This window comes from uncultured Reyranella sp., from assembly GCF_945957355.1.
In the GTDB taxonomy this organism is placed as follows: domain Bacteria; phylum Pseudomonadota; class Alphaproteobacteria; order Reyranellales; family Reyranellaceae; genus Reyranella.
The window spans coordinates 37,271-60,954 of the sequence record NZ_CAMFKM010000016.1; the positions used below are offsets into that span (position 1 = coordinate 37,271).

The 23,684-nt window shown below is 67.6% G+C and carries 19 protein-coding genes and 2 pseudogenes; 10 read left to right on the forward strand and 11 right to left on the reverse strand.

Annotated features, from left to right (window positions below):
* Nucleotides 1-13 precede the first annotated feature (13 nt).
* Complete coding sequence (locus Q0Q48_RS22635) at nucleotides 14-1,087, forward strand: MBL fold metallo-hydrolase (RefSeq protein ID WP_295143012.1); 1,074 nt, start codon at nucleotides 14-16, stop codon at nucleotides 1,085-1,087.
* Here Q0Q48_RS22635 and Q0Q48_RS22640 read toward each other — a convergent pair.
* From Q0Q48_RS22640 to Q0Q48_RS22650, 3 genes are read right to left on the reverse strand one after another with little or no spacing between them, the layout of a single operon-like run.
* The gene (locus Q0Q48_RS22640; RefSeq protein ID WP_295143017.1) at nucleotides 1,084-1,953 is read right to left on the reverse strand and encodes an amidohydrolase family protein; all 870 of its coding nucleotides are present in this window, start codon (nucleotides 1,951-1,953) and stop codon (nucleotides 1,084-1,086) included. The genes Q0Q48_RS22635 and Q0Q48_RS22640 overlap by 4 nt on opposite strands.
* On the reverse strand, nucleotides 1,950-3,206 hold the full coding sequence (locus Q0Q48_RS22645) for an MFS transporter (RefSeq protein WP_295143020.1): 1,257 nt from the start codon (nucleotides 3,204-3,206) through the stop codon (nucleotides 1,950-1,952). Before Q0Q48_RS22645 ends, Q0Q48_RS22640 begins: the two co-directional genes overlap by 4 nt.
* A gap of 28 nt (nucleotides 3,207-3,234) precedes the next feature.
* Nucleotides 3,235-4,509: an MFS transporter gene (locus tag Q0Q48_RS22650; protein WP_295143022.1), complete on the reverse strand. Its 1,275-nt coding sequence runs from the start codon at nucleotides 4,507-4,509 to the stop codon at nucleotides 3,235-3,237.
* Between the two features lie 113 nt (nucleotides 4,510-4,622).
* Between Q0Q48_RS22650 and Q0Q48_RS22655 the strand changes: the two genes are divergently transcribed.
* Nucleotides 4,623-5,576 carry a DUF4239 domain-containing protein gene (locus tag Q0Q48_RS22655; RefSeq protein WP_295143026.1) on the forward strand — a complete coding sequence of 318 codons (954 nt, stop codon included), beginning with the start codon at nucleotides 4,623-4,625 and terminating at the stop codon, nucleotides 5,574-5,576.
* A gap of 17 nt (nucleotides 5,577-5,593) precedes the next feature.
* Here Q0Q48_RS22655 and Q0Q48_RS22660 read toward each other — a convergent pair.
* Together Q0Q48_RS22660 and Q0Q48_RS22665 are read right to left on the reverse strand one after the other, a co-directional pair.
* Nucleotides 5,594-5,794 (reverse strand): annotated as a pseudogene (locus tag Q0Q48_RS22660) (LuxR C-terminal-related transcriptional regulator); the annotation flags it as partial.
* A 108-nt stretch (nucleotides 5,795-5,902) separates the two neighbouring features.
* Nucleotides 5,903-6,601: pseudogene (locus tag Q0Q48_RS22665) on the reverse strand (AroM family protein); the annotation flags it as partial.
* 145 nt (nucleotides 6,602-6,746) lie between these two features.
* Between Q0Q48_RS22665 and Q0Q48_RS22670 the strand changes: the two are divergent.
* Genes Q0Q48_RS22670 through Q0Q48_RS22705 form a run of 8 tightly spaced genes read left to right on the forward strand, consistent with a single transcriptional unit; the run spans nucleotide 6,747 to nucleotide 14,896 of the window.
* Nucleotides 6,747-7,826 (forward strand): DUF917 domain-containing protein, encoded by a 1,080-nt coding sequence (locus Q0Q48_RS22670; RefSeq protein WP_295143028.1) that lies wholly within the window; start codon nucleotides 6,747-6,749, stop codon nucleotides 7,824-7,826.
* Nucleotides 7,823-8,905 (forward strand): DUF917 domain-containing protein, encoded by a 1,083-nt coding sequence (locus Q0Q48_RS22675; protein WP_295143031.1) that lies wholly within the window; start codon nucleotides 7,823-7,825, stop codon nucleotides 8,903-8,905. The genes Q0Q48_RS22670 and Q0Q48_RS22675 overlap by 4 nt, the downstream gene beginning before the upstream one ends.
* On the forward strand, nucleotides 8,902-10,458 hold the full coding sequence (locus Q0Q48_RS22680) for a hydantoinase/oxoprolinase family protein (protein ID WP_295143033.1): 1,557 nt from the start codon (nucleotides 8,902-8,904) through the stop codon (nucleotides 10,456-10,458). Before Q0Q48_RS22675 ends, Q0Q48_RS22680 begins: the two co-directional genes overlap by 4 nt.
* Nucleotides 10,459-10,468: 10 nt before the next feature.
* The gene (locus Q0Q48_RS22685) at nucleotides 10,469-11,344 is read left to right on the forward strand and encodes an ABC transporter permease (protein ID WP_295143036.1); all 876 of its coding nucleotides are present in this window, start codon (nucleotides 10,469-10,471) and stop codon (nucleotides 11,342-11,344) included.
* Nucleotides 11,341-12,156 (forward strand): ABC transporter permease, encoded by an 816-nt coding sequence (locus tag Q0Q48_RS22690; protein ID WP_295143039.1) that lies wholly within the window; start codon nucleotides 11,341-11,343, stop codon nucleotides 12,154-12,156. The genes Q0Q48_RS22685 and Q0Q48_RS22690 overlap by 4 nt, the downstream gene beginning before the upstream one ends.
* Before the next feature lie 23 nt (nucleotides 12,157-12,179).
* Nucleotides 12,180-13,226, forward strand: a complete 1,047-nt coding sequence (locus Q0Q48_RS22695) for an extracellular solute-binding protein (protein ID WP_295143041.1) — start codon at nucleotides 12,180-12,182, stop codon at nucleotides 13,224-13,226.
* 16 nt (nucleotides 13,227-13,242) lie between these two features.
* Nucleotides 13,243-14,223 carry an ABC transporter ATP-binding protein gene (locus tag Q0Q48_RS22700; protein WP_295143043.1) on the forward strand — a complete coding sequence of 327 codons (981 nt, stop codon included), beginning with the start codon at nucleotides 13,243-13,245 and terminating at the stop codon, nucleotides 14,221-14,223.
* A gap of 4 nt (nucleotides 14,224-14,227) precedes the next feature.
* Nucleotides 14,228-14,896 carry an AroM family protein gene (locus tag Q0Q48_RS22705; protein WP_295143046.1) on the forward strand — a complete coding sequence of 223 codons (669 nt, stop codon included), beginning with the start codon at nucleotides 14,228-14,230 and terminating at the stop codon, nucleotides 14,894-14,896.
* A gap of 3 nt (nucleotides 14,897-14,899) precedes the next feature.
* Here the strand turns inward: Q0Q48_RS22705 and Q0Q48_RS22710 are convergent, their stop codons facing one another.
* From Q0Q48_RS22710 to Q0Q48_RS22735, 6 genes are all read right to left on the reverse strand, one after another.
* Nucleotides 14,900-15,265, reverse strand: a complete 366-nt coding sequence (locus Q0Q48_RS22710; protein WP_295143049.1) for a copper resistance protein CopC — start codon at nucleotides 15,263-15,265, stop codon at nucleotides 14,900-14,902.
* Between the two features lie 41 nt (nucleotides 15,266-15,306).
* Complete coding sequence (gene hisC, locus Q0Q48_RS22715) at nucleotides 15,307-16,371, reverse strand: histidinol-phosphate transaminase (protein ID WP_295143052.1); 1,065 nt, start codon at nucleotides 16,369-16,371, stop codon at nucleotides 15,307-15,309.
* Nucleotide 16,372: 1 nt separating this feature from the next.
* The gene (locus tag Q0Q48_RS22720) at nucleotides 16,373-16,960 is read right to left on the reverse strand and encodes a DedA family protein (RefSeq protein ID WP_295143055.1); all 588 of its coding nucleotides are present in this window, start codon (nucleotides 16,958-16,960) and stop codon (nucleotides 16,373-16,375) included.
* Nucleotides 16,961-17,028: 68 nt separating this feature from the next.
* The gene (locus Q0Q48_RS22725; RefSeq protein WP_295143057.1) at nucleotides 17,029-17,703 is read right to left on the reverse strand and encodes an OmpA family protein; all 675 of its coding nucleotides are present in this window, start codon (nucleotides 17,701-17,703) and stop codon (nucleotides 17,029-17,031) included.
* Nucleotides 17,704-17,820: 117 nt separating this feature from the next.
* Complete coding sequence (locus Q0Q48_RS22730) at nucleotides 17,821-21,837, reverse strand: translocation/assembly module TamB domain-containing protein (RefSeq protein WP_295143060.1); 4,017 nt, start codon at nucleotides 21,835-21,837, stop codon at nucleotides 17,821-17,823.
* A complete protein-coding gene (locus Q0Q48_RS22735; protein WP_295143063.1) occupies nucleotides 21,837-23,567 on the reverse strand; it encodes an autotransporter assembly complex family protein in 1,731 nt (576 codons plus the stop codon). The genes Q0Q48_RS22730 and Q0Q48_RS22735 overlap by 1 nt, the downstream gene beginning before the upstream one ends.
* Nucleotides 23,568-23,684 lie beyond the last annotated feature (117 nt).

The window sequence follows — 23,684 nt, forward strand, 5'->3', positions numbered from 1 at the left end:
GGAGGAGAGGCCGATGCTCGTCTTCCGCCAGCTCTTCGACCCGACCTCGTCGACCTACACCTATCTGCTCGGCTGCAGCGTTTCGAAGGAGGCGCTGCTGATCGATCCGGTGTTCGAGCAGGCGCGGCGCGATGCGGCGCTGATCGGTGAACTCGGCCTCACGCTCGCCTGGACGCTCGACACCCACGTCCATGCCGATCACGTAACCGGCGCGTGGCTGCTGAAGCAGCGGCTGGGCAGCAAGATCGCGCTGTCGGCGGCGGCGGGCGCGGCGGGCGCCGACCGGCTGCTGCAGGACGGCGATCGGATCGAATTCGGCCGCCGGTTTCTGGAGGTCCGCGCCACGCCGGGCCATACCTCGGGCTGCGTCACCTACGTGCTCGATGACGAGAGCATGGCCTTCACCGGCGACTGCCTGCTGATCCGCGGCTCCGGCCGCACCGACTTCCAGCAGGGCGACCCGCGGGCCCTCTATCGCTCCGTGCGCTCGCGCATCTTTGCCTTGCCTGAAAGCTGCCTGCTCTATCCCGCGCATGATTATCGCGGCCTAACGGTCAGCAGCGTGATCGAGGAGAAGCGGTTCAATCCCAGACTGGGCGGCGAGATCGGCGAGAACGACTATGTCGGCTACATGAAGAATCTCGACCTGCCTCATCCGAAGAAGATCGACGAGGCGGTGCCGGCCAACCTGCGCTGCGGTCAGCCCGGCAATGAGACGCCGCCGCCGGCCGAGCCCGCGTGGGCGCCGCTGCGCTTCACCTTCGGCGGCGTCTGGGAAGTCGAGCCGCACTGGCTCGAGGAAAATCTCGCGAAGGTGAACATCATCGACGTGCGCGAACCGGCCGAGTTCTCGGGCCCGCTTGGACACATCCACGGCGCCACGCTGCTGCCCCTGGGCGAACTGGCGGCTCGCGCGAAGGAACTGCCGAAGGACAGGCCGGTCGTCGCCGTCTGCCGCGCCGGCAGCCGCTCGGCTCACGCGACCGCCATCCTTCAGAAGGCAGGGATCGCCGACGTTGCGAACCTCCCCGGCGGCATGCTGCGCTGGCGCGCCGAGGGCCGCGCCGTCGAAGGCGGGGCGGCTTAGAACCCGTAGAGCTTGGTCGGCGTATCGATCAGGATCGTGCGCCGCGTCGCCTCGTCCGGCACCCAGTCCTCGAATGTCCTGAGCGTGATCGGATAGGTCGTGACGCGGTTGAGGTCGGTGTCGGTGTGCGGCCAGTCGCTGCCCCACATCAGGCGTTCGGGGCCGAAGGCATCGAGCAGCATCGGCGCCGCCATCCGCGCGCGCTCCGGGCCGACGCGGTAGGCGCCGCACATCACGACGAAGACGCGGCCCGTCCTGGCGCTTTCCAACAGGACCTTGAAGCCGGGATCGCGCGCGGGTCCCAGGGTGCGGTCGAACATGCCGTAGTGGGGAATCACGACCTTGTGGCCGCCGTCGAGCAGGAACGGCAGCATCTCGGGCAGGCGTTTGCTCTCGACATAGAGATGGATCGGCCAGTCCCGCTTCAGCGCCTCGCCCAGCATGTCGTGATAGGCCGACCATTGCGGCGTCGGCAGGCCGAAGATCGGGAACCGCAGGCCGCGCACGCCGATGCGCGCCATCTCCTCCCACTCTTCGGGCCGGGTTTCGACCGAGGGCGAGACCCAGGGTACACCGCGGAAGCGCTGGGGCGCGGCCCTGAGCGCGTCGAGGAGATAGGAATTGTCGTAGCCCAGGAACGAGGGCTGCAGCAGCACCGTGCGGCCGACGCCATTAGCCTCGGCCAGCGCCAGCAGGGTCTGCCACGAGGCATCGTAGGTCGGCGCATAGCGCGCATCGATGGCGAGCTTCAGCCCGCGCACGAAGGCGTGGGCATGCGCGTCGATCCATGGGGGCGACGCTGCCCGGGCCGGGAGCGCCGCTGCCGCGAGCGCCATCGGCGCCAGCGCGCGGCGTGTGATCCTCACGGCGGCAGCGTCGCGTCGCGCGACGTCTCGCGGAAGGTGAGGAGGGTGGCAATCGAAAGGGCGGCGGCGCCCATAAACAGCCAGGCCGGGCTGAGGTCCATTTCCGTGCGCGCGATCAGCCAGGCGGCGGTGAGCGGCGTCAGGCCCCCGATCACACCGAAGGCGATATTGTAGCCCAGCGAAATCGCGGTGCAGCGGACCCGCCCCGCCACTGCCTCGGTCAGGATGGAGGGAAGGATGCCTAGCCCCATGCCGGCCGGCACGACCAGGGCGAGCTGCCCGGCCAGGATCAGCCTCGGATCGGAATGGTGCATCAACCAGAGAAACGGCAGCGCGCCGACGAGCCCCAGGATCATCGCGGCGAACATCAGCGGCCGGCGGCCGAGGCGATCCGAGAGCCAGCCGGACAGGAGCATCACCGGCAGCAGGAAGAACATGCTCACCGTATTGATCTCCAGGGCGCGCGCCGGCGGAATCCCGTCGACGGTCTGCAGCCAGGTCACCACGTAGAGGAACATCAGGTAGAAGCCGACGGCGTTGAAGATCGTGATGCCGGCCACGCGCATCACGGCGCGGCCGTGATGGCGCAGGGTCTCGGCCAGGGGCGATCCGTGGCCCGCCTTGGGCGGCGCCTCCTCGACGATGACCTGGCGGATCCACCAGCCGACGACACCCAGCACCAGGCCGAGCAGGAACGGCACGCGCCAGCCCCAGGCCGCCAGCGCCTCCGCCGGCAGGAGCGCCGCGAAGGTCGCGCCGATCGCCGAGCCCAGGAGGAACCCTCCGGTGGCGGCCAGCGAACAGAAGCTTCCTACCAGACCGCGGCGTCCGGCAGGAGCCTGCTCGACCAGAAAAACCATCGCGGTCGTGGCCTCGCCGCCAACCGACAGGCCCTGAACCATGCGCAGCAGTGTCAGCAGGATCGGCGCCGCCATGCCGAGCGTCTCGTATCCCGGCAGCAGGCCCACCAGGAAGGTCGGGAGCGCCATGGCGGCAATCGAGAAGGTGAGGGCGGCGCGCCTCCCGAGGCGGTCGCCGATATGGCCGACGACAACGCCCCCCAGCGGCCGCATCAGGTAGCCCAGCGCGAAGATGCCGAAGGCGGCCAGGACCTGCGCCACGGCATTCTCAGCCGGGAAGAAGACACGGCCGATCGTGGCCGCGAAGTAGCCGTAGATCGCGAAATCGTACCATTCGAGCAGGTTGCCGATGGTACCGGCCGCAACGATGCGGCGTGTGCTGACGAGGCTCATCTCGCCGGACTATGCCACGAGATGGCGGTCATTGCTGCCCGTCGCCTCCTGTCGGTCGTTCGTCGGGCATCCCCGTCCTGTCGCGAAACGAGGCGGTGGCGATCAGGGAAACCGCCGCCGCCGCCATGATGAGGAAGGCGGGGCTGAGATCGTTCTCCGTTCGGTGGATCAGCCATGCCGCGGCGAGCGGCGAGAGGCCGCCCAGGATGCCGGCAGGCAGGTTGAAGGCGAGCGCGACCGCCGTGCAGCGGATCGGGGCGGGGGTTGCCTCCACCATGAAGGCGGGTTCGATGCCGAATACCGTGCCGATGATGAGGACGAACCCGAACTGGCCTGCCAGCACCAGCAACGGATCGGAATGATGCATGAGCCAGAACAGGGGCGCGGCACCGAGCATCGCAGCCGCCATGGCGCACAAGAGCAGCCTGCGTCGGCCCACGCGATCGCTCAGCCAGCCAGCACCGAGATAGACGGGCAGGGCGACCGCCATGACGACCGTGTTGAAGGCCAACGCCGTAACGGGCGCGATGCCGTCGACGAACTGCAGCCAGCTCACGAGATACAGAAAGACGATATAGAAGGTCACGGCACCCAGTGCGGCGATGCCAGCGAGCCGAAACAGCAGCCATGGATGGTGCTTCAGCACCTCTCGGACCGGCGCGGCGACGGCGACGCCGGTTCTCGGCGGTTCGGGTACCCGACGGCGCAGCCAGATGCCCAGAAAGCCGACGGGAAGGCCCAGCAGGAACGGAAGCCGCCATCCCCAGTTCTGCAGAACATCAGGGGGCAGGAGCGCGGTGAGGAGGGCGCCGGCCGCGGATCCCACGAGAATCCCGGCGGTGCCGCCGCCCGTCGCCATCGCGCCGGCCAGGCCGCGCCTGCGGGGGCCGGCATGCTCGATCATGAAGATGAAGGCCGTCGGGCACTCGCCCCCGATCGCCAGGCCCTGAACGACACGAAACGCCGTTAGCAGCACCGGGGCGAGAATTCCCAGGGTCTCATAGCCGGGCAGGCTGCCGACGAGGAACGTCGAGAAGGCCATCCCGATCATCGAGACGTTGAGCGCGGCACGACGGCCGTAGCGGTCGCCGATGCTGCCCGAGACGAGGCTCCCCAGCGGCCGCATCAGGCAGCCGATGGCGAAGACGCCGAAGGCCGAGAGCAGCTGGGCGACCGAATCCTGATGCGGAAAGAAGGTCTGGCCGATGGTAATCGCGAAATAGCCGTAGATCGCGAAATCGAACCATTCGAGGACGTTGCCGATGGCGCCAGCGCCGACGATGCGCGTCTTCTCGGAAAGCATCTTCCCCATGTTCCAGATGAGCCGAACGGGACCCGTCACAACGCCGGCCTGGATCGCAGGAGAAGGCGATGGCGTAGCCTAACTGTGTGGAGACGTTGCGCACAAGGTGCGGCGTGGACAGAAAGCTCTCGTCGGGGAACGCCAGCGAGACACGCCGAAGAGTCGAGCAGCTGAATCTCGCGGAAACGATGCGCAAACGCGAATACGCACGACTAATCCCCAGCAAATTGCGGGCCGTGCCCGTTTCGCAGGAGTGCTACAACTCTTTTGTTCGCCATCGTTCGGCGCTCGGGGGAAAGGTCGATTTCGTGCAACCCATCTGGATCTCGCTAGCCGCCTGCGGTGTCATGCTGCTCGGTGCGGTCATCGGTGTGTTGCTGCGCCGCAGGTTGCCCGGTCATCATCTCGACGACCATGCCCGGGACATCGTCCGGTTGGGCGCCGGTCTCGTCGGAACGATCGCGGCCCTGGTCCTGGGTCTCCTCATCAACTCGGCGAGCAACATCTATGAGACCCAGCGCGCCGAGGTCCGCCAGATTGCCGCCAATCTCATCCTGCTCGACGCGGTGCTCGATCAATACGGCCCGGAAACGAAGCCGCTCCGCGGTCTTCTGAGGGAAGCCGTCGATCAGATGATCGAGCGGATCTGGCATGGCCCGGACGCCAAGGTTCGTGGTGCGCTGTACGGCAGCGGGACGCTGGCGTCGCAGGTCTATGCCGGTCTCCATGCGCTTCCCGGCGATACGACCGTGAAATCGGCCCTCGTCGCACAGGCCCTCCAACTGGCGGTCCCAATTTCGCAGGCCAGGCTCGCGCTCTACGAGCAGTCGAGGTCAGGGTTGCCGACGCCGATCCTCGTCGTGTTGATTTTCTGGCTCACTGCGCTGTTCGCCAGCTACTGCCTGTTCTCGCCGGTGAATCCGACTGCGGCCGTGGCGCTCGGACTGGTCGCGCTTTCGGCGGGCGCCGCCCTTTTCCTGATCCTCGAAATGGTCGAACCCTTCTCTGGCCTCATGCAGATCTCGAGCGCGCCGATCCGGGCCGCCGTGCCGCCGCTCGCGCCTTGAAGGGGCGCCGTTGGACCTCAGCGTTCCGGCTGTCTTAGGGCCCGCCGGATGAGTTCCGGGGTGGACGTCGCGCCGAGCTTCAGCATCGCGCGGGCGCGATGGATCTCGACGGTGCGATGGCTGATGCCCAGTGCCCGCGCGATGGATTTGTTGGCGGCGCCTTCGAGCACCTGGACCAGCACCTCCGTCTCGCGTCGCGTGAGCGTTTCGCGGGCGGGCTGGGGAAGGCGCCGCAGCAGTTCGGCGCCCGTATAGGTCGCCGCCTGCTGATCGAGCGGCTTGCCGGCAATCTCGGACAGGCGCAGGCGCGCCGTGCTCCCGATGATGCGACAGGCGGTGACGACCGGCTTGCCGCTGGTTCGCGCGACCTGCTGGGCCATCTCGCCGGTGTAGCCGACCGAGTTCATCACGATCAGGTCGGCGCCGGATACCCGGTCTATGGCCTGGGTCAGGTCTGAGCTCTGACTGCCGGCAATGGTCGCCAGCGAACTCTTCAGCATGGTGCCGTAGTCGCTTTCGCTCGCGGCCGACTGCTGGCTTGCCAGGGGGAAGATGATGCCGATCCGCGAGTTGCTGGCGACCAGCGCGGAGATCCAGGCATCGAGTGTGTCCTGGCCATGGATGAGCGGCGTCCGTGTTGCAAGCCGTGCGCGCATACCGGTCATCGCGAGGATGAGGAGGTCGTAGTTGCGAGCATCGAGCTCCGCGACGAGAGCCTCGGTGCGGCTCGTAACGAAGTCGGCTTCGACGATCACGTGACGGCCGTCGCGCAGCTGTGTGAGGTAACTCAACTCGTCGCCGCGCGGCGCCATGCTCGCGATCATCGATTCAGGATCGTTGTCGAGGGCGCCGAATTCGTCGTACTCGGCTTCGCCGAGCAGGGGGGCGATTTCCCGCATCACATCCGGACGCGGGGCGTGGCCCATCGTAATCACGGCGATGCGTGGTATGCGCCTGCTCCCCAACGGTCTTCTCCCCATACGTGCTCGCACGTATTGATGCCTGCCTGCCCAATCCATAGACATGCCTGAACACGGGGCAAGATGTCATGCGGGCTGGAACTCATCACGCGACGAAACACGCTGCGTCGATGGTCCTGATCTTGCAAGGCGTCGCTCCGGCGGACCTCGTCTGACCCGACAAGAGCGAACGCGCCCGAAGCACTGGCCCATGCCCCTGACCGACATCACTCTCGACGACATCGAATCGCTGGCTGTTGGCGCCTGGGTCCTCGGGACCGGCGGCGGCGGCAGCCCGTATCTCGGCCTGCTCAACATGCGGGCGCTTTACAAGGAAGGGTACCGCGTCCAGCTGATGCCGGCCTCTGAGCTGGCCGACGACGACTGGGTCGCCGCGGTTTCCAACATGGGCGCACCCTTGGTCGGGCAGGAGCGTCTCACCGACAGTCGCACCATCGCGCGCGCCGTCGACCTGATGGAGCGCCACACCCGCTATCGCTTCCGCGGGATCATGGCGCTGGAGATCGGCGGCGGCAATTCGATCCAGCCGCTGATGGCGGCTGCGCACCTGAAGCGGCCGGTGATCGATTCCGACATGATGGGCCGGGCCTATCCCGAAGCACAGATGACGTCGGTCGCGGTCGGGGACCTCATGCCGTGTCCGCTCACCACCGTCGACGTGCGCGGGCTCGAATCGATCGTGGAGAAGGTGCCGACCTGGAAGTGGATGGAGCGCGTGAGCCGCAAGATCTGCGTCGAGTACGGCTCGATCGCCTCGACCTGCAAGGCACCGCGGACCGGCGCCGAGGTGAAGAAGTGGGGCATCCATGGCACCACGACCAAGGCCATCGCCATCGGCCACGCGGTGCGAGAGGCCCAGCGCCGGCACGAGGACCCGATCGCGGCCATTCTTGCCGTCGAGCCGGGCAAGCTCCTCTACAAGGGCAAGGTCGTCGATGTGGAGCGGCGCGCGACCGAGGGCTTCCTGCGCGGTCGCACCCGTTTCGACGGCATGGACGACTGGCGCGGCTCTTCCATGGAAATCAACTTCCAGAACGAATGGATCGTGGCCTGGCTCGACGGCAAGCCCGTCGCCATGTCGCCCGACCTGATCTGCGTGCTGGATTCCGTGTCCGGCGAGGCCGTCGGCACCGAGACGATCCGATACGGCCAGCGCGTGACGGTGATCGCGCTGCCACCGCCACCCGTCTTCCTCAGCCCAAAGGGCCTGCAGCATGTCGGGCCCAGGGCGTTCGGCTACGACATCGAATTCAAGAGCGTCTTCGCTTGAGCCGACGGGACATCACCGAGGACGAAATCGAATCGCTGGCCGTCGGCGCCTGGGTGCTGGGCACCGGCGGCGGTGGCAATCCGTATCTGTCGCTGCTCAACATGCGGGTGCTCTACCGCGAGGGCAAGCGCGTGCAGCTGATCGACGCCGAGGACCTGGCGGACGACGCCTATGTCGCGGTGATCGCCGGCATGGGCGCGCCGCTGGTCGGTATCGAGCGTCTGACAGATCATCGCGTGTTCACCCGCGCCGCGGTGCTGATGGAAGAGCACACCCGGCGCAAGTTCGATGCCGTCATGGGCATGGAGATCGGCGGCGGCAATGGCGTGCGGCCGCTGATGGTCGCGGCCAATCTCGGTATCCCGGTCGTCGATTCGGACACGATGGGGCGCGCCTATCCCGAAGCGCAGATGACCTCCGTGGCGGTGGGCAAGCTTAAGCCGTGTCCGATGACGGTGGTCGATGTTCGCGGGCTGGAGGCCGTCGTCGAGGCCGTGCCGACCTGGAAGTGGGCCGAGCGGATCGGCCGCAAGATCGTGGTCGAGTACGGCTCGACCGCCTCGACCTGCCAGCCGCCGCGGACCGGTGCCGAGGTCAAGAAGTGGGGCATCCACGGCACGACCACGAAGGCGATCGCCATCGGCCGCGCCGTGCGCGAGGCGCAGCGGACACACGCCGATCCGGTGGCGGCCATCCTTGCCGTCGAGCCGGGCAAGCTCCTCTATCGTGGTAAGGTGGTCGACGTCGAGCGACGCGCCACAGAGGGTTTCTTGCGCGGCGTCGCGCGTTTCGAGGGCATGGACGACTGGCGCGGCTCGGCAATGCAGATCGACTTTCAGAACGAGTGGATCGTGGCGCAACGCGACGGCGAGCCGTTCGCCATGAGCCCCGACCTGATCTGCGTGCTCGATTCGGTGTCGGGCGAGGCGGTTGGCACCGAGACCATCCGTTATGGCCAACGGGTGACCGTGATCGCCTTGCCCGGTCCCGACATCTTCCTCACCCCCGAAGGCTTGGCGCATGTCGGCCCGCGGGCTTTTGGCTATGATCTGGAATTCAGGAGCGTGTTCGCGTCATGAGACGAATCGGTATCGATGTCGGCGGCACCAACACCGACGCCGTCCTGATCGAAGAGGGCAGGGTCGTGGGCGCAGTGAAGGCGCCGACCAGCCAGGACGTGACGACGGGCATCCTCGACTCGCTGAAGAAGCTGGGCGCGACCGGCGTGCTGAAGGGCGCGGATGGGACGCCGAAGAAGGTCGACGGCGTGATGATCGGCACCACGCATTTCATCAATGCCGTGGTGCAGCGCCGGCATCTCACCAAGGTGGCGGCGCTCAGGCTCGGCCTGCCGTCGGGTGCGTCGCTGCCGCCGTTCTGCGACTGGCCGGAGGATCTCGCGACGCTGGTGCGCGGCGGTGTCTGGATGGTCGAGGGCGGCCATGAGTATGACGGCCGTCCCTTCATGCCGCTCGACGAGGCGACCGTGACGAAGGCGGCGCATGAAATGAAGGCCGCGGGCCTGCGGGCGGTCGGCATCTCCTCGGTCTTCTCGCCGCTCGATCCCAGCCACGAGAAGCGGGCGGCCGAACTGGTCGGCTCGGTGATCCCCGATGCGGCGATCACCTGTTCGTCCGATCTCGGCCGCATCGGCCTGCTGGAACGCGAGAATGCCGGATTGCTGAATGCCGCCCTGGCCGACCTGTCACGCGACACGATCGCGGCCTTCGAGAAGGCGATCCGCGATTCGGGCATCGATGCGCCGCTGTTCATCACCCAGAACGACGGCACCGTGGCCGAGGCGAGCCAGGCACGGCGCCTGCCGGTCTACAGCTTCGCCTCGGGCGCCACGAACTCGATGCGCGGCGCCGCCTATCTCTCGGGCCTCAGCGACGCGATGGTGATCGATGTCGGCGGCACCACGACCGACGTGGGCCAACTCAAGCTCGGCTTCCCGCGCGAAGCCAACTCCGTGGTCAAGGTGGGCGGCGTCCGCACGCTGTTCCGCATGCCCGACCTCCTGTCGATCGGCCTGGGCGGCGGCAGCCATGTGGTGCTCGATCCGCTTTCCATAGGCCCGCTTTCGGTGGGCTACCGGCTGCTGACCGACGGCATCGCCTTTGGTGGCGCGCAGCTCACCACCACAGACGTGGCGGTCGCGGCCGGCATTCTCGATCTCGGCGACAGGACGAAGGTGGCGCATCTCGATGCCGCGACCTGCGCGAAGGTCTTTGCCGAGGCGGCACGGCTCGCCGAGGAGGCGGTCGACCGCATGAAGACGGAGGCGGGCGACGTGCCGCTGATCGCGGTCGGTGGCGGCGCCTTCCTGATCCCCGAGAAGATGGCGGGAGTCTCGCAGGTGATCCACGTCGAGCATGGCGACTGCGCCAATGCCGTCGGCGCCGCCATCGCCCAGGTCTCGGGCGAATGCGACCAGATCTTCAAGGACATGAGCAGGGTCGAGGCGCTGGCTGCGGCGCAGGAGATTGCCAACGACCGCGCCGTTGCGGCCGGCGCCGACCGCGCGACCCTGCACACGATCGAGAGCGAGGACATGCCGCTCGCCTACCTGCCCGGCAACTCGGTGCGCGTGCGCGTCCGGGTCGTGGGCGACGTCGCCGCCACCGCGTGACCGTGCCAGCATGACGAACGCCGCCCGCCCGTCACCGATCGCCTGGCTGATCGCGCCGGCCGGGCTGCTGTTCGTCCTGTTCTTCGTGCTGCCGTTCGCCGTCATGACGGCGATGTCGTTCTACTCCGGCAATCCGGTCAGCAATCCCAACGCCTTCCTCACGACACGGCACTACGAGCGCTTCATCTTCGACACGGCCGGCATCTTCCATGACGCCCTGTGGTCGACCTTGCGCATCGGCCTCATCACCACGATCGTCTCGCTGCTGATCGGCTATCCGCTCGCCCACTGGATGGCGCGCATGCAGTCGCGTCTGGGTCATGCGCTGGTACTGATGGCGGTGATCGCCCCGATGCTGACCGGGATCGTCGTGCGCACCTTCGCGTGGATGACCATCCTGCAGGACAAGGGCGTCATCAACACGACCCTGATGCAGTGGGGCCTGATCGAGAAGCCGCTGCCGCTGATGTACAACGAGTTCGGCACGATCGTGGCACTGGTGCATATCTATGTGCCATTCATGGTGCTGACGCTGACCGGCGTGATTGGCCGTATCGACGAACGCCTGGAACAGGCGGCGCGCAGCCTGGGTGCCGGCCGCATGCGGGCCTTTGTCGAGGTTACGCTGCCGCTCAGCCTACCCGGAATCCTGGCAGGCTCGCTGCTGGTCTTCGCGCTGTCGATCAGCGCCTACGTGACGCCCTCGCTGATGGGCGGCACGAATGTGCTGACCCTGCCCATGCTGATCGCCCAGCAGGTCGGTACCAGCTTCAACCCGAACTTCGCGGGTGCGCTCGGCGTCATCCTGCTGCTGGTCTCGTTGGCCATCGTCGTTGCCTACAACCGCATCCTGGCGCGGCTGGCGGGCGGGCAGGGGATGGCATGAGTCCCGCGCCCAACCGCCGGCCGTTCGATGCGGGCCGCGCCGCCTATCTCGCGCTCAACGCGTTGCTGCTCGGGTTCCTGCTGCTGCCGATCGCCATCGTGCTGGTGTTCGCGCTCAACCCCACGCCCTACATCTCGTTCCCGCCGGTCGCCATTAGCCTGCGCTGGTTCGCGAAGTTCTTCACGAATGCCGAGTTCATGAATGCGCTGTGGCTGTCGCTGTGGGTGGCGGCCGTGGTGCTGATCCTGTCGATCGCGATCGGCGCCGCCTGCGCGCTCGCCCTGGCGCGCGGCAGCCTTCCGGGGCGCGCGGTCCTGACGGCCTTCTTCATGTCGCCGCTGATGGTGCCGGCCATCCTGACCGGTCTCGCGCTGTTCCAGGCCTATCTCCTGTCGGGGATTGGCCGGCCGGTGTGGGGGCTGATCGCGGCCCACACGCTGGTCGCGGTGCCCTATGTCATCCGCACGACCTTGGCCGTACTGCACAATTTTGATCGCCGCATCGAGGAGGCCGCCGCCGTGCTGGGGGCCAGCCCGGCCCGGGTGTTCTTCGAGGTGACCCTGCCGTTGATCCGGCCGGGTGTGTTCGCGGGCGGGGTCTTCGCCTTCATCGTGTCGTTCGACCAGTTCCCGGTATCGTTGTTCCTGGTGGTGCCGAAGGGCGAGACCCTGCCGGTGGTGCTGTTCAACTACATGAAGTTCGATCTCGACGGCGCCATTGCGGCCGCCTCGATGGTCTCGATCTTGCTCGCATTGTCGGTGGTTCTGGTTCTGGAGAGGCTGATCGGCCTCAAGGCCTACGTTAAACTGTGATGGGAAACGAACAGGGGGTTGCCATGATTTCACGTCGCAAAGCGTTGCGTGTCGGTGCGGGCCTCGCGGCCCTCGCCGCGGTAGGGGCGCCGTCGATCCTCCATGCCCAGACCAAGACGCTCAAGATCACCACCTGGGGCGGCAAGTGGGGCGAGGTGATGAAGGGCACGGTGCTGCCGGCCTTCGAGAAGGAGTTCAAGTGCACGGTGTCGGCCGACCAAGCCTTCCCGTTCCTGCCCAAGCTGCAGGTCAGCCCCAAGAACGACCCGATCTACGACGTGCTGCACGCCAATTCCAACGAGCAGTGGAATGCCGTCATCGAAGGGCTGGTGATCGACAAGATCACGGCCAAGGAAGTGCCCAACATCGCCGACGTCTATCCCTACGCGGTGAGCGACAAGATCGTGGGCATCACGATCTTCACCAGCGCCATCGGCCTGGGCTATCGCACCGACAAGGGCCTCACGAAGCCGACCTCGTGGAAGGATCTGGCCGATCCCAAGCTGGCCGGCGCGCGAGGCGGCTACCTGATCCCGGTGAACAGCCTCGGGCAGGCGCACCTGATGATGCTGGGCAAGGTCTATGGCAAGGGCCTCACCGACCTCGACGCCGCCTACAAGGCGCTCGAGGCGCTGAAGCCGATCAAGCTGGTCGATTTCACCGGCCAGATGGAAAAGATGCTGCTGTCGGCCGAGGTGTCGATGGGCGTCATCCACGATTCCGGCGTCTATCGCTACGAGGGCGCGAACATGCAGCCGGTCGACTTTGCCAGCCCGTCCGAAGGCGTGCTGGCGCTGGAGCAGGTGCTGAACGTCACGCCGGGCTCGAAGGTCAAGGAGTTGGCCTTCGCCTATATCGACTACATGCTGCGCCCCGACGTGCAGAAGCTGCTGGCCGAGGCCGTGTGGTATTCGCCGGCGAACAAGAAGGTGAAGCTCGATGCCAAGTACGACGCCAAGCTCCTCACCACGCCGGAGAAGGTGGCGACGCTGATCCAACCCGACTGGAAGTGGTACAATGCACGCCGCGAGGACATCGACGCGCGCGTCACCAAGATCCTGAAGGGCTGAGGGGCGGCGTGCGTAAGTGACCTCCGCGGCCATCAAGCTCGACCAGGTGACCAAGACGTTCGACGGCCGTGTGCTGGCCGTCGATTCGGTGACGCTCGACATCGCCGCCGGCGAGTTCTTCTCGCTGCTCGGGCCTTCGGGCTGCGGCAAGACGACGAGCCTGCGCATGATCGCGGGTTTCGAGCATCCCGATTCGGGCCGCGTCCATGTCGGCGGCAACGACATCACCGACCTGCCGGTGCACCGGCGCGACATGGGGATGGTGTTCCAGTCCTACGCCCTGTTCCCGCACCGCACGGTGGCGGAGAACGTGGCGTTCGGGCTGCGCATGCGCGAGGTCCCGCGGCCGGAGATCGAGCGGCGGGTCGCGGCGGCGCTGGCTCAGGTGGCGCTGACGGGTTTCGAGACGCGCAAGCCCGGCCAGCTTTCCGGTGGACAGCAGCAGCGGGTGGCGCTCGCGCGCGCGCTGGTCGTCGAGCCGCCCGTCTTGCTCTGCGACGAGCCGCTGGGCGCGCTCGACCGCAAGCTGCGCCAGCAGATGCAATTCGAGCTGAAGGAGCTACAGAAGCGCCTGGGCGTCACCCTGGTCTTCGTGACCCATGACCAGGAGGAGGCGCTGGCCATGAGCGACCGCATCGCCGTCATGAACAAGGGCAAGGTCGAGCAGGTGGGCACGCCGACCGAAATCTACGAGCGGCCGAGGACGCGCTTCGTCGCCGACTTCATCGGCGAGATCAATATTCTCGAGGAGCCCGGCCGGCTCCGCGCGCTGCGGCCCGAGAAGATCCGGCTCGTGGCCGCCGAGGGCGCGCGCCTCTCGGGCACGGTCGAGACCTCGAACTATCTCGGCGGCTCGACCTTGCTGCGCGTTCGGCCGACCGCCGGCCCCTCGATGCTGGTGCGCGAGACACATGCCGGCGAGCGCGCTTCGCGTGCGCCCGGCGACCAGGTTGGTCTCGCCTGGAGCGATAGCGACGCCGTGGCATTGGAGGGCTAGGAACATGAGCACCCTGGGCATCGTCACCATCGGACAGGCGCCGCGCGACGACATCGTCGAGCTGTTCGCCGCCCAGGCGCCGGCCGGCACGAAGGTGATCCTGCGCGGTGCGCTCGATGGCCTCAGCGACGCCGAGGTCGACGCGCTGCCGCCGCTCAACGGTGCCGACACGCTCTACACGCGGCTGCGCGGCGGCCGCGACGTGAAGATCTCCAAGCAGGCCGTGATCGCCCGCTCGCCGGGCACGCTGGCGAAGCTGCGCGCCGATGGCTGCGACGCCATCGTCTATGCCTGTACGGGCGAGTTCCCGGCGATGGACGGCGATGCCGGCGTGCTGTTCCCGTCGCGGGTCCTGAGCGGCATTGCCGAAGGCCTGCTGTCGCGCGGCCGCCTCGGACTGCTGGTTCCGTTTGCCGAGCAGGGCGAGAAACTCGCCACCAAGTGGGCACGGAGCGGCGTCTCGGTCACGGTCGAGGCGCTCGTGCCGAGTGCCGGGCCGGAAGAGGCGGCCGACGTGGCTCGTCGTCTGGCGGCGAGCAGGCCCGACCTCGTGGCGCTCGACTGCATGAGCTACGGGCCCGCAACGAAGGCAGCCGTGAAGGCCGTGTTGAAGGTGCCGACATTGCTCGCCATCACGGCCACCGGCCGCGTGCTGCGCGAGCTGCTCGACTGATCCTCAGTCGTTGCCGACGGTGAACGGGATCTCGCCATCGAACTGCGGCGAGCCGCCGACGAGCCAATGCAGGCTGTAGCGGCCCGGCTGCAGGGTGGGTGCGCGGGCGAACAGCACCTCCGGGGCTGACTCGAGTCGAGGATGAAGGACCTCGATGATCCCGCCATCCCGCTTGATGGCGAGGCGGGAATCCTCGTGGTCGACCGGACGATTGAAGCGGACATAGAACGCGCTGCTGCGCTGGCCGATCACCGCGTTCGCCTTGGGCGCGGAGTCCAGCACGCGCAGTTCCTGGGCCCGTATCGGGCCAGCGAGCCCGAACAGGCCAAGCGAGGCCCCGACGAAAACAGCCTGTCGACGCGTGATCATCTTACCCATCCTCATTGCGGGCCGCTGCGTCGTTGTCCCGGCTAGCGGCTCTTCAGGATATCCGAAGCCGCCGCGATCAGCTTCCGGACGTCGTCAGGCGTGCCGACAGTGATGCGCATGTACGGCGCAGAGCGGGGCTTGTCGAAATGCCGGACCAGGATCGCGCGGTCGCGCAGGGCCGTGGCGAACGCCGCGCCGCCCAACGCGGGGTGGCGTGCGAAGACGAAGTTGGCGTTGGAGGTTAGGACGATGAAGCCCAGTGACGCCAGCTCGTGAGTCATCGTCTCGCGCGTCGCCACCACCCTCGCGCAGCTCTCGCGGAACCAGGCATCGTCGCGCACCGAAGCGGTGGCGCCGGCCTGGGCGATGCGCCCCAGCGGGTAGGAATTGAAGGAGTCCTTCACCCGGCGCAGTGCCTCGATCAGCCCCGCATCGCCCAGCGCATAGCCGACGCGCAGGCCGGCCAGCGCGCGCGACTTGGACATGGTCTGCACGACCAGCAGGTTGGGATGATCGGCGATCAGCGGCGCCGAGCTTTCGCCGCCGAAATCGACATAGGCTTCGTCGATCAGGACGGGAATGTCGGCATGCTCGTCGAGCAGGCGGGCGATGGCGGCGCGCGGCAGGGCGATCCCGGTCGGCGCGTTGGGATTGGCGATCACGATCGCGCCGGCTTCGCGGCGATAGTCCTCGATGCGCACGCCCATTCCCTCGTCGAGCGGCACCGTCTCCAGGGTGATGCCGAAGAGCTGCGCCCACACCGGATAGAAGCTGTAGGTGATATCGGGGCAGAGGAGCGGCCGGTCGTGTTTCAGCAGGCCGGCGAAGGCATGGGCCAGCACCTCGTCGGAGCCGTTGCCGACGAACACCTGCTCCCGCTTCACGCCATGATGGTCGGCCAGCGCCTGGCGCAGTTCCACGGCCTCCGGGTCGGGATAGAGCCGCAGCGAGTCGGAGGCCGCCGCCCGCATCGCCTCCTCGGCGCGAGGTGAAGGGCCGAACGGGCTCTCGTTGGTGTTGAGCTTCACGAGGTTGGCGATGCGAGGCTGCTCGCCCGGCGTATAGGGCGACAGGTCACGTGCAATCTGGCTCCAGAAGGGATTCATCCTAGTTGCGCTCCATTACACGCTCCAGGCGTCGCGTCAGGAACCAGCCGAGCGCCAGGAAAGCCACCAGCATGGCAATGCCGAAGACCGAGAGCGCATCGGTCATGGTCTTTTCGGAGACGAAACCGAAGCCATAGCCCGTCGAGACTGCAATACCAGCCCACAGGCCGGCAGCAACAAAGTTCAACAGAAGGAAGCGCGGCCAGCTCAGAGTGGAGGCCCCATAGGCGAACCCCGCGACGTTGCGGATGATGCGTGGATAGCGGTGGATCAGGATCATCCAGGCATGGTGCCGGTCGGCCACCCGCGCCGCCGACTCGACGGCGCGCTGCAGGCGCGGAATGCCCCTGAGCCAGCGTGTGCCGAAGCGCCGACCGACCCAGAAGCGCACGATGTCCCCCGCGAAGGTACCGACCCAGCAGGCGGCGAGCGCCTGCTCGAAGCCCAACGCGCCGGCCTGCGCGGCATAGCCTGCGAACAGCGCCAGCAGGAGGCTGTTGGCCATCGAATAGACGGTGAGGAAGGCATAAACGGCGTCGCCGTGCCGGCGGATGAAATCCAGGAAGGAAGCGAGGTCGCCGTCGAACATCGGCCCTGCCTACAACGAAAAAGGCGGCCCCGCGAGGGGCCGCCTTCCGTGGTTCAGCGGGCCGGCTCTCAGGCCGGACCGATGGGACGGCCGGGCCAGCGATAGCCGGGCGCCGGAAGCGGGATCTTGACGCCGATCAGCGCGTCTTCCAGCACCGGGATGCCGGCGGCGTAGTCGCCCTGGTCGCACTTCGCGATGGCGGCCGCCTCACGCGGCTCGATCACAGAGGTACGATACTGGCGCCACTTGTCGCTCAGCGCCTTGCAGTAGGAGGCCGGGTCGGAGAACACGGTGCTGACCGTGGTCTGGCCGCCCACGACGATCTCGACTCGGCGGTTCTGCGGCTCGCGGACGTTGTCGCCGGTCTGTACGAGCAGGCCTTCCTCGCCGCGGCCGTTGACCGTGATCGCGGTGGCCGGCACGCCCTCGCGGACCAGCTGCTGCTTCACCGAGTTCGCGCGGCGCAGCGACAGCGCCATGTTGTACTGCGGCGAGCCCGAGGTGTCGGTGTGACCGGTGGCCACGATGCTGGCGGAGCCGCGGGTCTTGTAGGCCTGGGCGGCCTGGCGGACCGTCTCAACGGCCTGGGTAGTCAGGTTGGAGCGGTCCCAATCGAAGAAGACCATGAAGGTCTGCGCCTGGACCGGCGGCGGCGGCGGGGGAGGCGGCGGCGGAGGCGGCTCCGACGCACAGGCGCCCAACAGGAATGTCGCCGCAGCGACGACCAGGAGTTTTCTCAGCATGGAATGGTTTCCCTCGATTTCCGGATCTAAACCCACGGCGGGTCCGTCCGAGGGCTTAAACGCGCGACCCGTGTGGAAGTTCCGATGCCATGCACAAAGAACTTTCCGTCGTCCGGATCAGTAGTCCCATTCTGCCTTGACCCCCACCCGACCCGTGGAGTCCGCGCCGATGTCGCCCTCGACCTTGATGTTGTCGAAGACGTCGAGCTGGACCACGCCGCGGCTGGAATTGCCCGCCGCCCCCTGCCGGGCGCCGATATAGACGCCCGGGGCGACGTAGCGGCCCGCTTCGAGCGACACGCCGTTGGCGGCTCCGCCGCTGGACTCACCCGTCCTGGAAGACGAGGAACCGACGCTCAACTGGTCGAGCCCGAGCCCTTTGCGCAACCGGCTCAGCACGCTGTCGCCTGGCGACTGGCCCGCCAGCTCGGCAAGCGCCTGGGCGACCTGCAGCAGTTCCGAAGCGCCGAGCTGGGACGCGGGCTTCCCGAAGATCAGCAGGGCCGTCGCCTCGTCCGGAGGCATGGACGGCGTCGAGGTGATCTCGATCTTCGGTTCGCGGGAGGTTCCGGTGATGGCGACGCCGATCGTGGCCGAGTTGGCCGTCGTGGTCGCGAGGAAGTCGAGGCGCGGGTCGATGGTATTGAGGTTGTCGAGGGTCACGATGCCCTTGGAGAAGGTGAGCCTGCGGCTGCCCAGGCTGAACGTGCCGCGGCGCATGGTGAAGCCGCCAATGACGGCGGGCGCGCTTGGGCTGCCGCTGACGGTGAGCTGGCCGCTCATCTCGGCGTCCAGGCCGCGGCCACGCACGAAGATCGCCTGGGGGGCCCGCACGTCGAGCGCGAGCTTGATTGGCGTCGCGTCGGGTGGCGGGGGCGGCTTGGGGGTCCTGCGCGCCGTCGACGGCTGCGTGGCCGCGACGGGCGTACCCGGCTTGTTGATTTCCCGCACATCCAAAGTCGGGAAGGAGGCGGTTTGACCCCCACCGACCGAGATCTCGGCTCGATCGATGGTCACGGGCCCCGAGACCTCAATGCCTGAGGAGGTCGTCCCCGTGATCCTGAGCGTGCTCGATACCGTCGCAACCATGTCGGGCCGGCTGACCAGCAACGCGCGCTGCGTCGCCAGGCCGAGGTCGAGCGCGAGACCACCCTCGGCATCGACGCGCATCGAGCCGCTGCCGTTCACTGTGCCCGTGCCTGCCCGGAAGCTGAGCCGCTGCACCTGCAGCGTGTCACCCTGGAGGACGAAACGGCCCTGGCCGCTGCTGAGCTTCAGGCCTGCTTCCGGCAGCGCCACAGCGCCGCCCTCGAAGTCGATCGCTCCGGTGCCGCTGATCTGCGTACCGTTGATCGACACCGACAAGTCAGGCCGGAGCCGGCCGGTCACGTTGCGGATGTCGTTGCCCAGGAGGGGCGCAAAGGGCGCGATGTCGATCGAACCTCCAAGCGCGATCCTGGCGATGACAGGTCCGCCGCCGACAGGCAGGGTTCCTGTACCTTTCACCGTCAAGTTCGTGTTGCCGCCGGCTACCAGCCGCGCATCAAGGCTCGCCTGCTGGCCGATTAGGGAGCCCGTCCCCTGTAGAGATACCGCGGGGACCAAGGCCGCGTCGGGCCGGCGGACCCGGACGCCGGCCGCGCTGTAGTTCGCTTCCAGCCTCGGCGAGGCCATCGCTCCGGTGGCGCGAACCTTGGCCTGGAGGGTGCCTTCAAGGCCCGTTCCTGGCGCGAAGGTGTCGATCAGCGCGAGCGGCAGGCCGGCGATCTCGGCCTGCAGGTCGCTTGCCACGGGATCGAGTGTACCGCGCAGGGCCACCCGGCCGGCGCCGACGCGCAGGTTGGTCGGATCGATCACGATGCGCGCGCCGGCGACGGCAACCTTCGTCGGTGCATTGAGACCGAGCGGGATATTGCGGTAGCGGCCCGTGAATCTCGAAAGGGCGACCCGGATCTCCTCGGTCTGGAATTCGATCCTGGCCGCAAGATCGGCGGAAAGTTCCGCGCCCGAGGCCTGCAGGGTGACGTCGATGCCGCTCGCCCGATCGCCCTTGGCCGCCGCCTTCAGGGTCGACAGGCCGCCGGCACCGCGCAGGCGCGTGGCTTCCAGCGTGAGGCCGGTGGCGGCACGGCCTGCCGGATCGTCAATATGTCCGTTGAGGTCGAGGGTGCCGGCGCCCATCCCCCGGCCCGCGAGGTCGGTGCCCTTCACCGAGACGTCGAGCCGTCCCGCAGGCGCTTTCGGATCGGCGGTGACCTCGGCAACGAGCCCGCCTTCCAGACCCAGAGCCGCCAGTGCGCCGATGTCCTTCAGCTGCGCGATGGTCAGGCGAGCATGCCCCGCCGTCCTGGTCTGGGCAATGACAAGATCGGCAACGTCCAGCACGGCACTCGACCATTGACCCTGGAGGCTCGGCACTGAAAGGCCCGTCTTGCCGTCATGGGCGAACCGGCCATCGAGCGTCAGAGGCTGGTCCTGCACGTCACCTTCGGCCTGCAGCGTGCCGCCGAGCGTGCCGTCGGCCGCCAGGGACACCGTTGTGTCCAGGACGAGGCGGCGCGCGGCGATCGTCTGGCCGGGAACCTGATAGGCGACGTTGCGGGTATCGACCTTCAGCTTCAGCGAGGTCTCGGGGCCGCCGAAGCCCACCGTGGCATTGGCGGTCGCCGCACCCTCCGCCCCGGCGCGGAAGGCGGCGAGACGCGGCAGATCGACCACGAGGTCGAGCGTGCCGGCCTGCGCTCTGCCATGCCCCGAGACGGTGAGGGTGCCGCTGTTGCTGCCGACCTTCACGTCGCGGAGCGTCCAGTCGTCGCCGGGCGTCAGGGTCGCGTTGCCGGCCAGATCCACGGTCGCCATCAGACTCGGTGGCACGTCCGGAGTTCCGAAATCCTCGATGCGGCCCTGCCAGCGGGCCGAGAGATTGCCCTTGTCGATGCCTGCCGTAAGGGCGACCTGGGCCTTGCCGCTCAGGGCGCGCCCTGCCATGGCCGATAATGGCTCGAGCCTGGGCAGATCGACGGTCGCCCGCACCTCGCCCTTGTCGTCTGCCGGCACATAGTCGCCGTCGCCTTTCAGGCGCACGAGCGGCATGCCGACTTCGAACGACCTTACGGTGATCTTGCCGCCGGTCAGTCCCGCAACCGTGGCGTCGACCGTGACGGTGCCCGGCTGCGGCAGGCGCGGATCGAGCGTCGCGAGCTTCAGCTCCTCGACATTGCCTTGAATGCGGATCGTATCGGTGAGCTTGCCGTCGGCCTTGAGATGCAACGCCTTCCAGGCGACGCCCTCGGCCGGAACATCGATCGGGCCGGCTTCGAGTGCGCCCTGGAAGCCTGTGTCGCTGCCATCGGGCTTCCAGCGCAGGTTCCCTTTTGCCGTGGCCTGGTCGCCGGCCGTGGCCGTGAGCTCCGCCGTTCCATCGTGCTGATCGCCCTGCGCGGTGAGTTTCAGCGAAATCCCCGGCAGGTCTGGCCGCTGCATCAGCGCGGCGACCATACCGCCGGGATCCTCGTCGAGCGTGATGTCGGCGGCGATCCGGCGCGGCGAGCGTTCGAGGCGAACGTCCGCCGTCAGCTTGCCCTTCGGTCCTTCCAGACGATCGGCAGCCAGCCTGGCGCGGATTTCGCCGAAGTCGCTGGCGACGGCGGCGTCGCCGCCGATCTTCCAGTGCGAATCAAAACCGCCGAGCGCTTCGGCAAGATGAAGATCGTCGATCTGCAGGGCCTGCAGCTCGATGCCGAACGGGAGCTGGATTCCACCACCGCCGGGCTTGCTATCTTTGGTTTCCGCCGATTTGGGCGCGCGCAGCACCGCGATCTTCGCCGCCGATACGATCACGATGCGCAGGCGGCGCTGCAACAGCGAGCCGAACGACCAGGCGACATGCGCATCTTCCACCCGAAGCCAGGGCCCCGTGCGGTCGGCGATCTCGACCCTCGCTATACGAAGGTCGGTCGGCACGAAGCCGTCGATGCCGCTGACGCTGATCTTCTGGTCGGGCGAGGAAGCGAGGTTCGAGGCGACGGAGGCCAGCAACCGCTTGCCCGGTGCGGTCTGCACGCCGGCGAAGGCGATCCCCAGCACCACCCCGATGGCGACGAAGACGTAGGCCGCGATGCGAAGCGCGCGCATCAGAAGGCCTGTCCCAGGCTGACATAGATGCCGAACGGTGGATCGCTTGGCCGGCGGTTGAGCGGGAGGCCCACATCGGCGCGGATCGGCCCGAAGTCGGTGTAGTAGCGGATGCCGACGCCGGCGCCGACCCTCGGTGCCAACTGCGAAAAGTTCGGCAGGAAATCGGGATAGGCGCTGCCGGCGTCGACGAAAGCCACCGCACCGAACGCCTTGCCGATTCGCTGGCGCAGTTCGACGCTGGCCTCGACCACACTCGCGCCGCCCAGCGGGTTGCCATAGGCGTCGAGCGGTCCGGCGGTCTGGTACACGAAGCCGCGCACCGAGCCACCGCCGCCGGCATAGAACAGCTTGTCGGGCGGGATACCGCCGATACTGATGGCGGGCTCCGTACCGAACGAGGCGCGCGTCGCCAGCACGGTGCGGCCGGGTTCGGCCAGGTCCCAGTAATGGCGGCCCGTCAGTCGCAGGATGGTGAACATGTCGCCGCCCGGCCCGGTATCGACCCAGGGCTGCACGTTGAATTCGATGCGGTAGCCGCGCGTCGGGTCGAGGTCGCTGTTGGCCCGATTGTAGAGCACCGTCCCCTGCAGGCCGAGCATCCGATAGCTCTGGGTGACCCCATTGCGGGTGATGTCCGCGATCTCGGCGGCAAAACCGGCGCGGGCCTGCCAGCGTGGCGAGAATGTCCGGTCGAAGCCGCCATAGAAGGTGGCGGCCTTCCTCGTATAGGCCGGGACCACTTCGCGCAGGGCCGCCGCTTCCAGTCTCAGATCCTGTCCCGACAGCCACCAGTCGGGCTTGCGGAAAGCGGCCCGGAACGCAAAGCCCGTGTCGAGAATCGCGTAGCCCTGGCCGATATGGTTGATCTCACCCGATAACCGCAGGCTTTCGGCCTGTCCGAACAGGTTGCGATGGACCCAGAAGCCCTCGATCCCGAACCCGAGCTGGGTTTCGTAGCTCGCGCCGAAGCCGAACGAGCGCTGCAGCCGGTCGGTCAGCTCGGCCTCGATGGGCAGCTCGCCGTTGGCGTCGAGTTCCGTGGCGGGCTTCAATCGCACGGCATTGAAGGTCCCGAGCGAGGTGAGCCTTCCGCGCAGCTCCTCGACCTTGGCCGGCGTGTAGGGCTCGCCCTCCTTGAACGGCACGCGGCGCTGCAGCCACACCGTGTCGACCTGCTTGGTGCCGGTGAAGCGCACCGGCCCCATCCTGGCCAGCGGGCCAGGCTCGGCGACGAAGGTAATCTCGGCCTCGCGCGTGGCATGGTCGACGATGACCTCGCGGTCCTTGATGGCGGCAAGCGCGTATCCCTGCTTGCGCAGGTCGTCCAGCAGCTTGTTCTGGGCGGCGATGATCGCGGCGGCGTCCGCCGGATCGCCGGGCGCGATGCCGAGTTCCGCGCGGTCGATGCCGGGGAGGGATTGCTGGGTCCCGGGCGGCCGGATGGCGATGGAGCCGATCCGAAAGCGCGGGCCCGTATCAATCCTGACCTCGACGGTCGCGGCGTCTGTTTCGGGACGCGTTTCGAGGGCCTCGAGCGCTGAAGCATCGGCGATGGGCTTTCCATCGATCGTCGCGTTGATCGTCGCGTCGTAGAAGCCGCGCGAGCGCAGGGCCGTATTGAACTGGGAGGCGACCGCCTGCGCGCCTTGCAGGATGCCCAACGCGTCACCTGTCAGAGGCTGCTGCTTCTCGAACTCCTGGGACAGTTCCTTGAGATCGGATGACATGCGCTCGTCTCCGGTCACCGTCAGGACAATCCTGCCGCTCCGTGCGACCGCAGCATGCGGCCAAAGGCTGGCGAGGGCCGCCCATCCCGTCAGAATGAGGCAGCATATGCGCGCCCA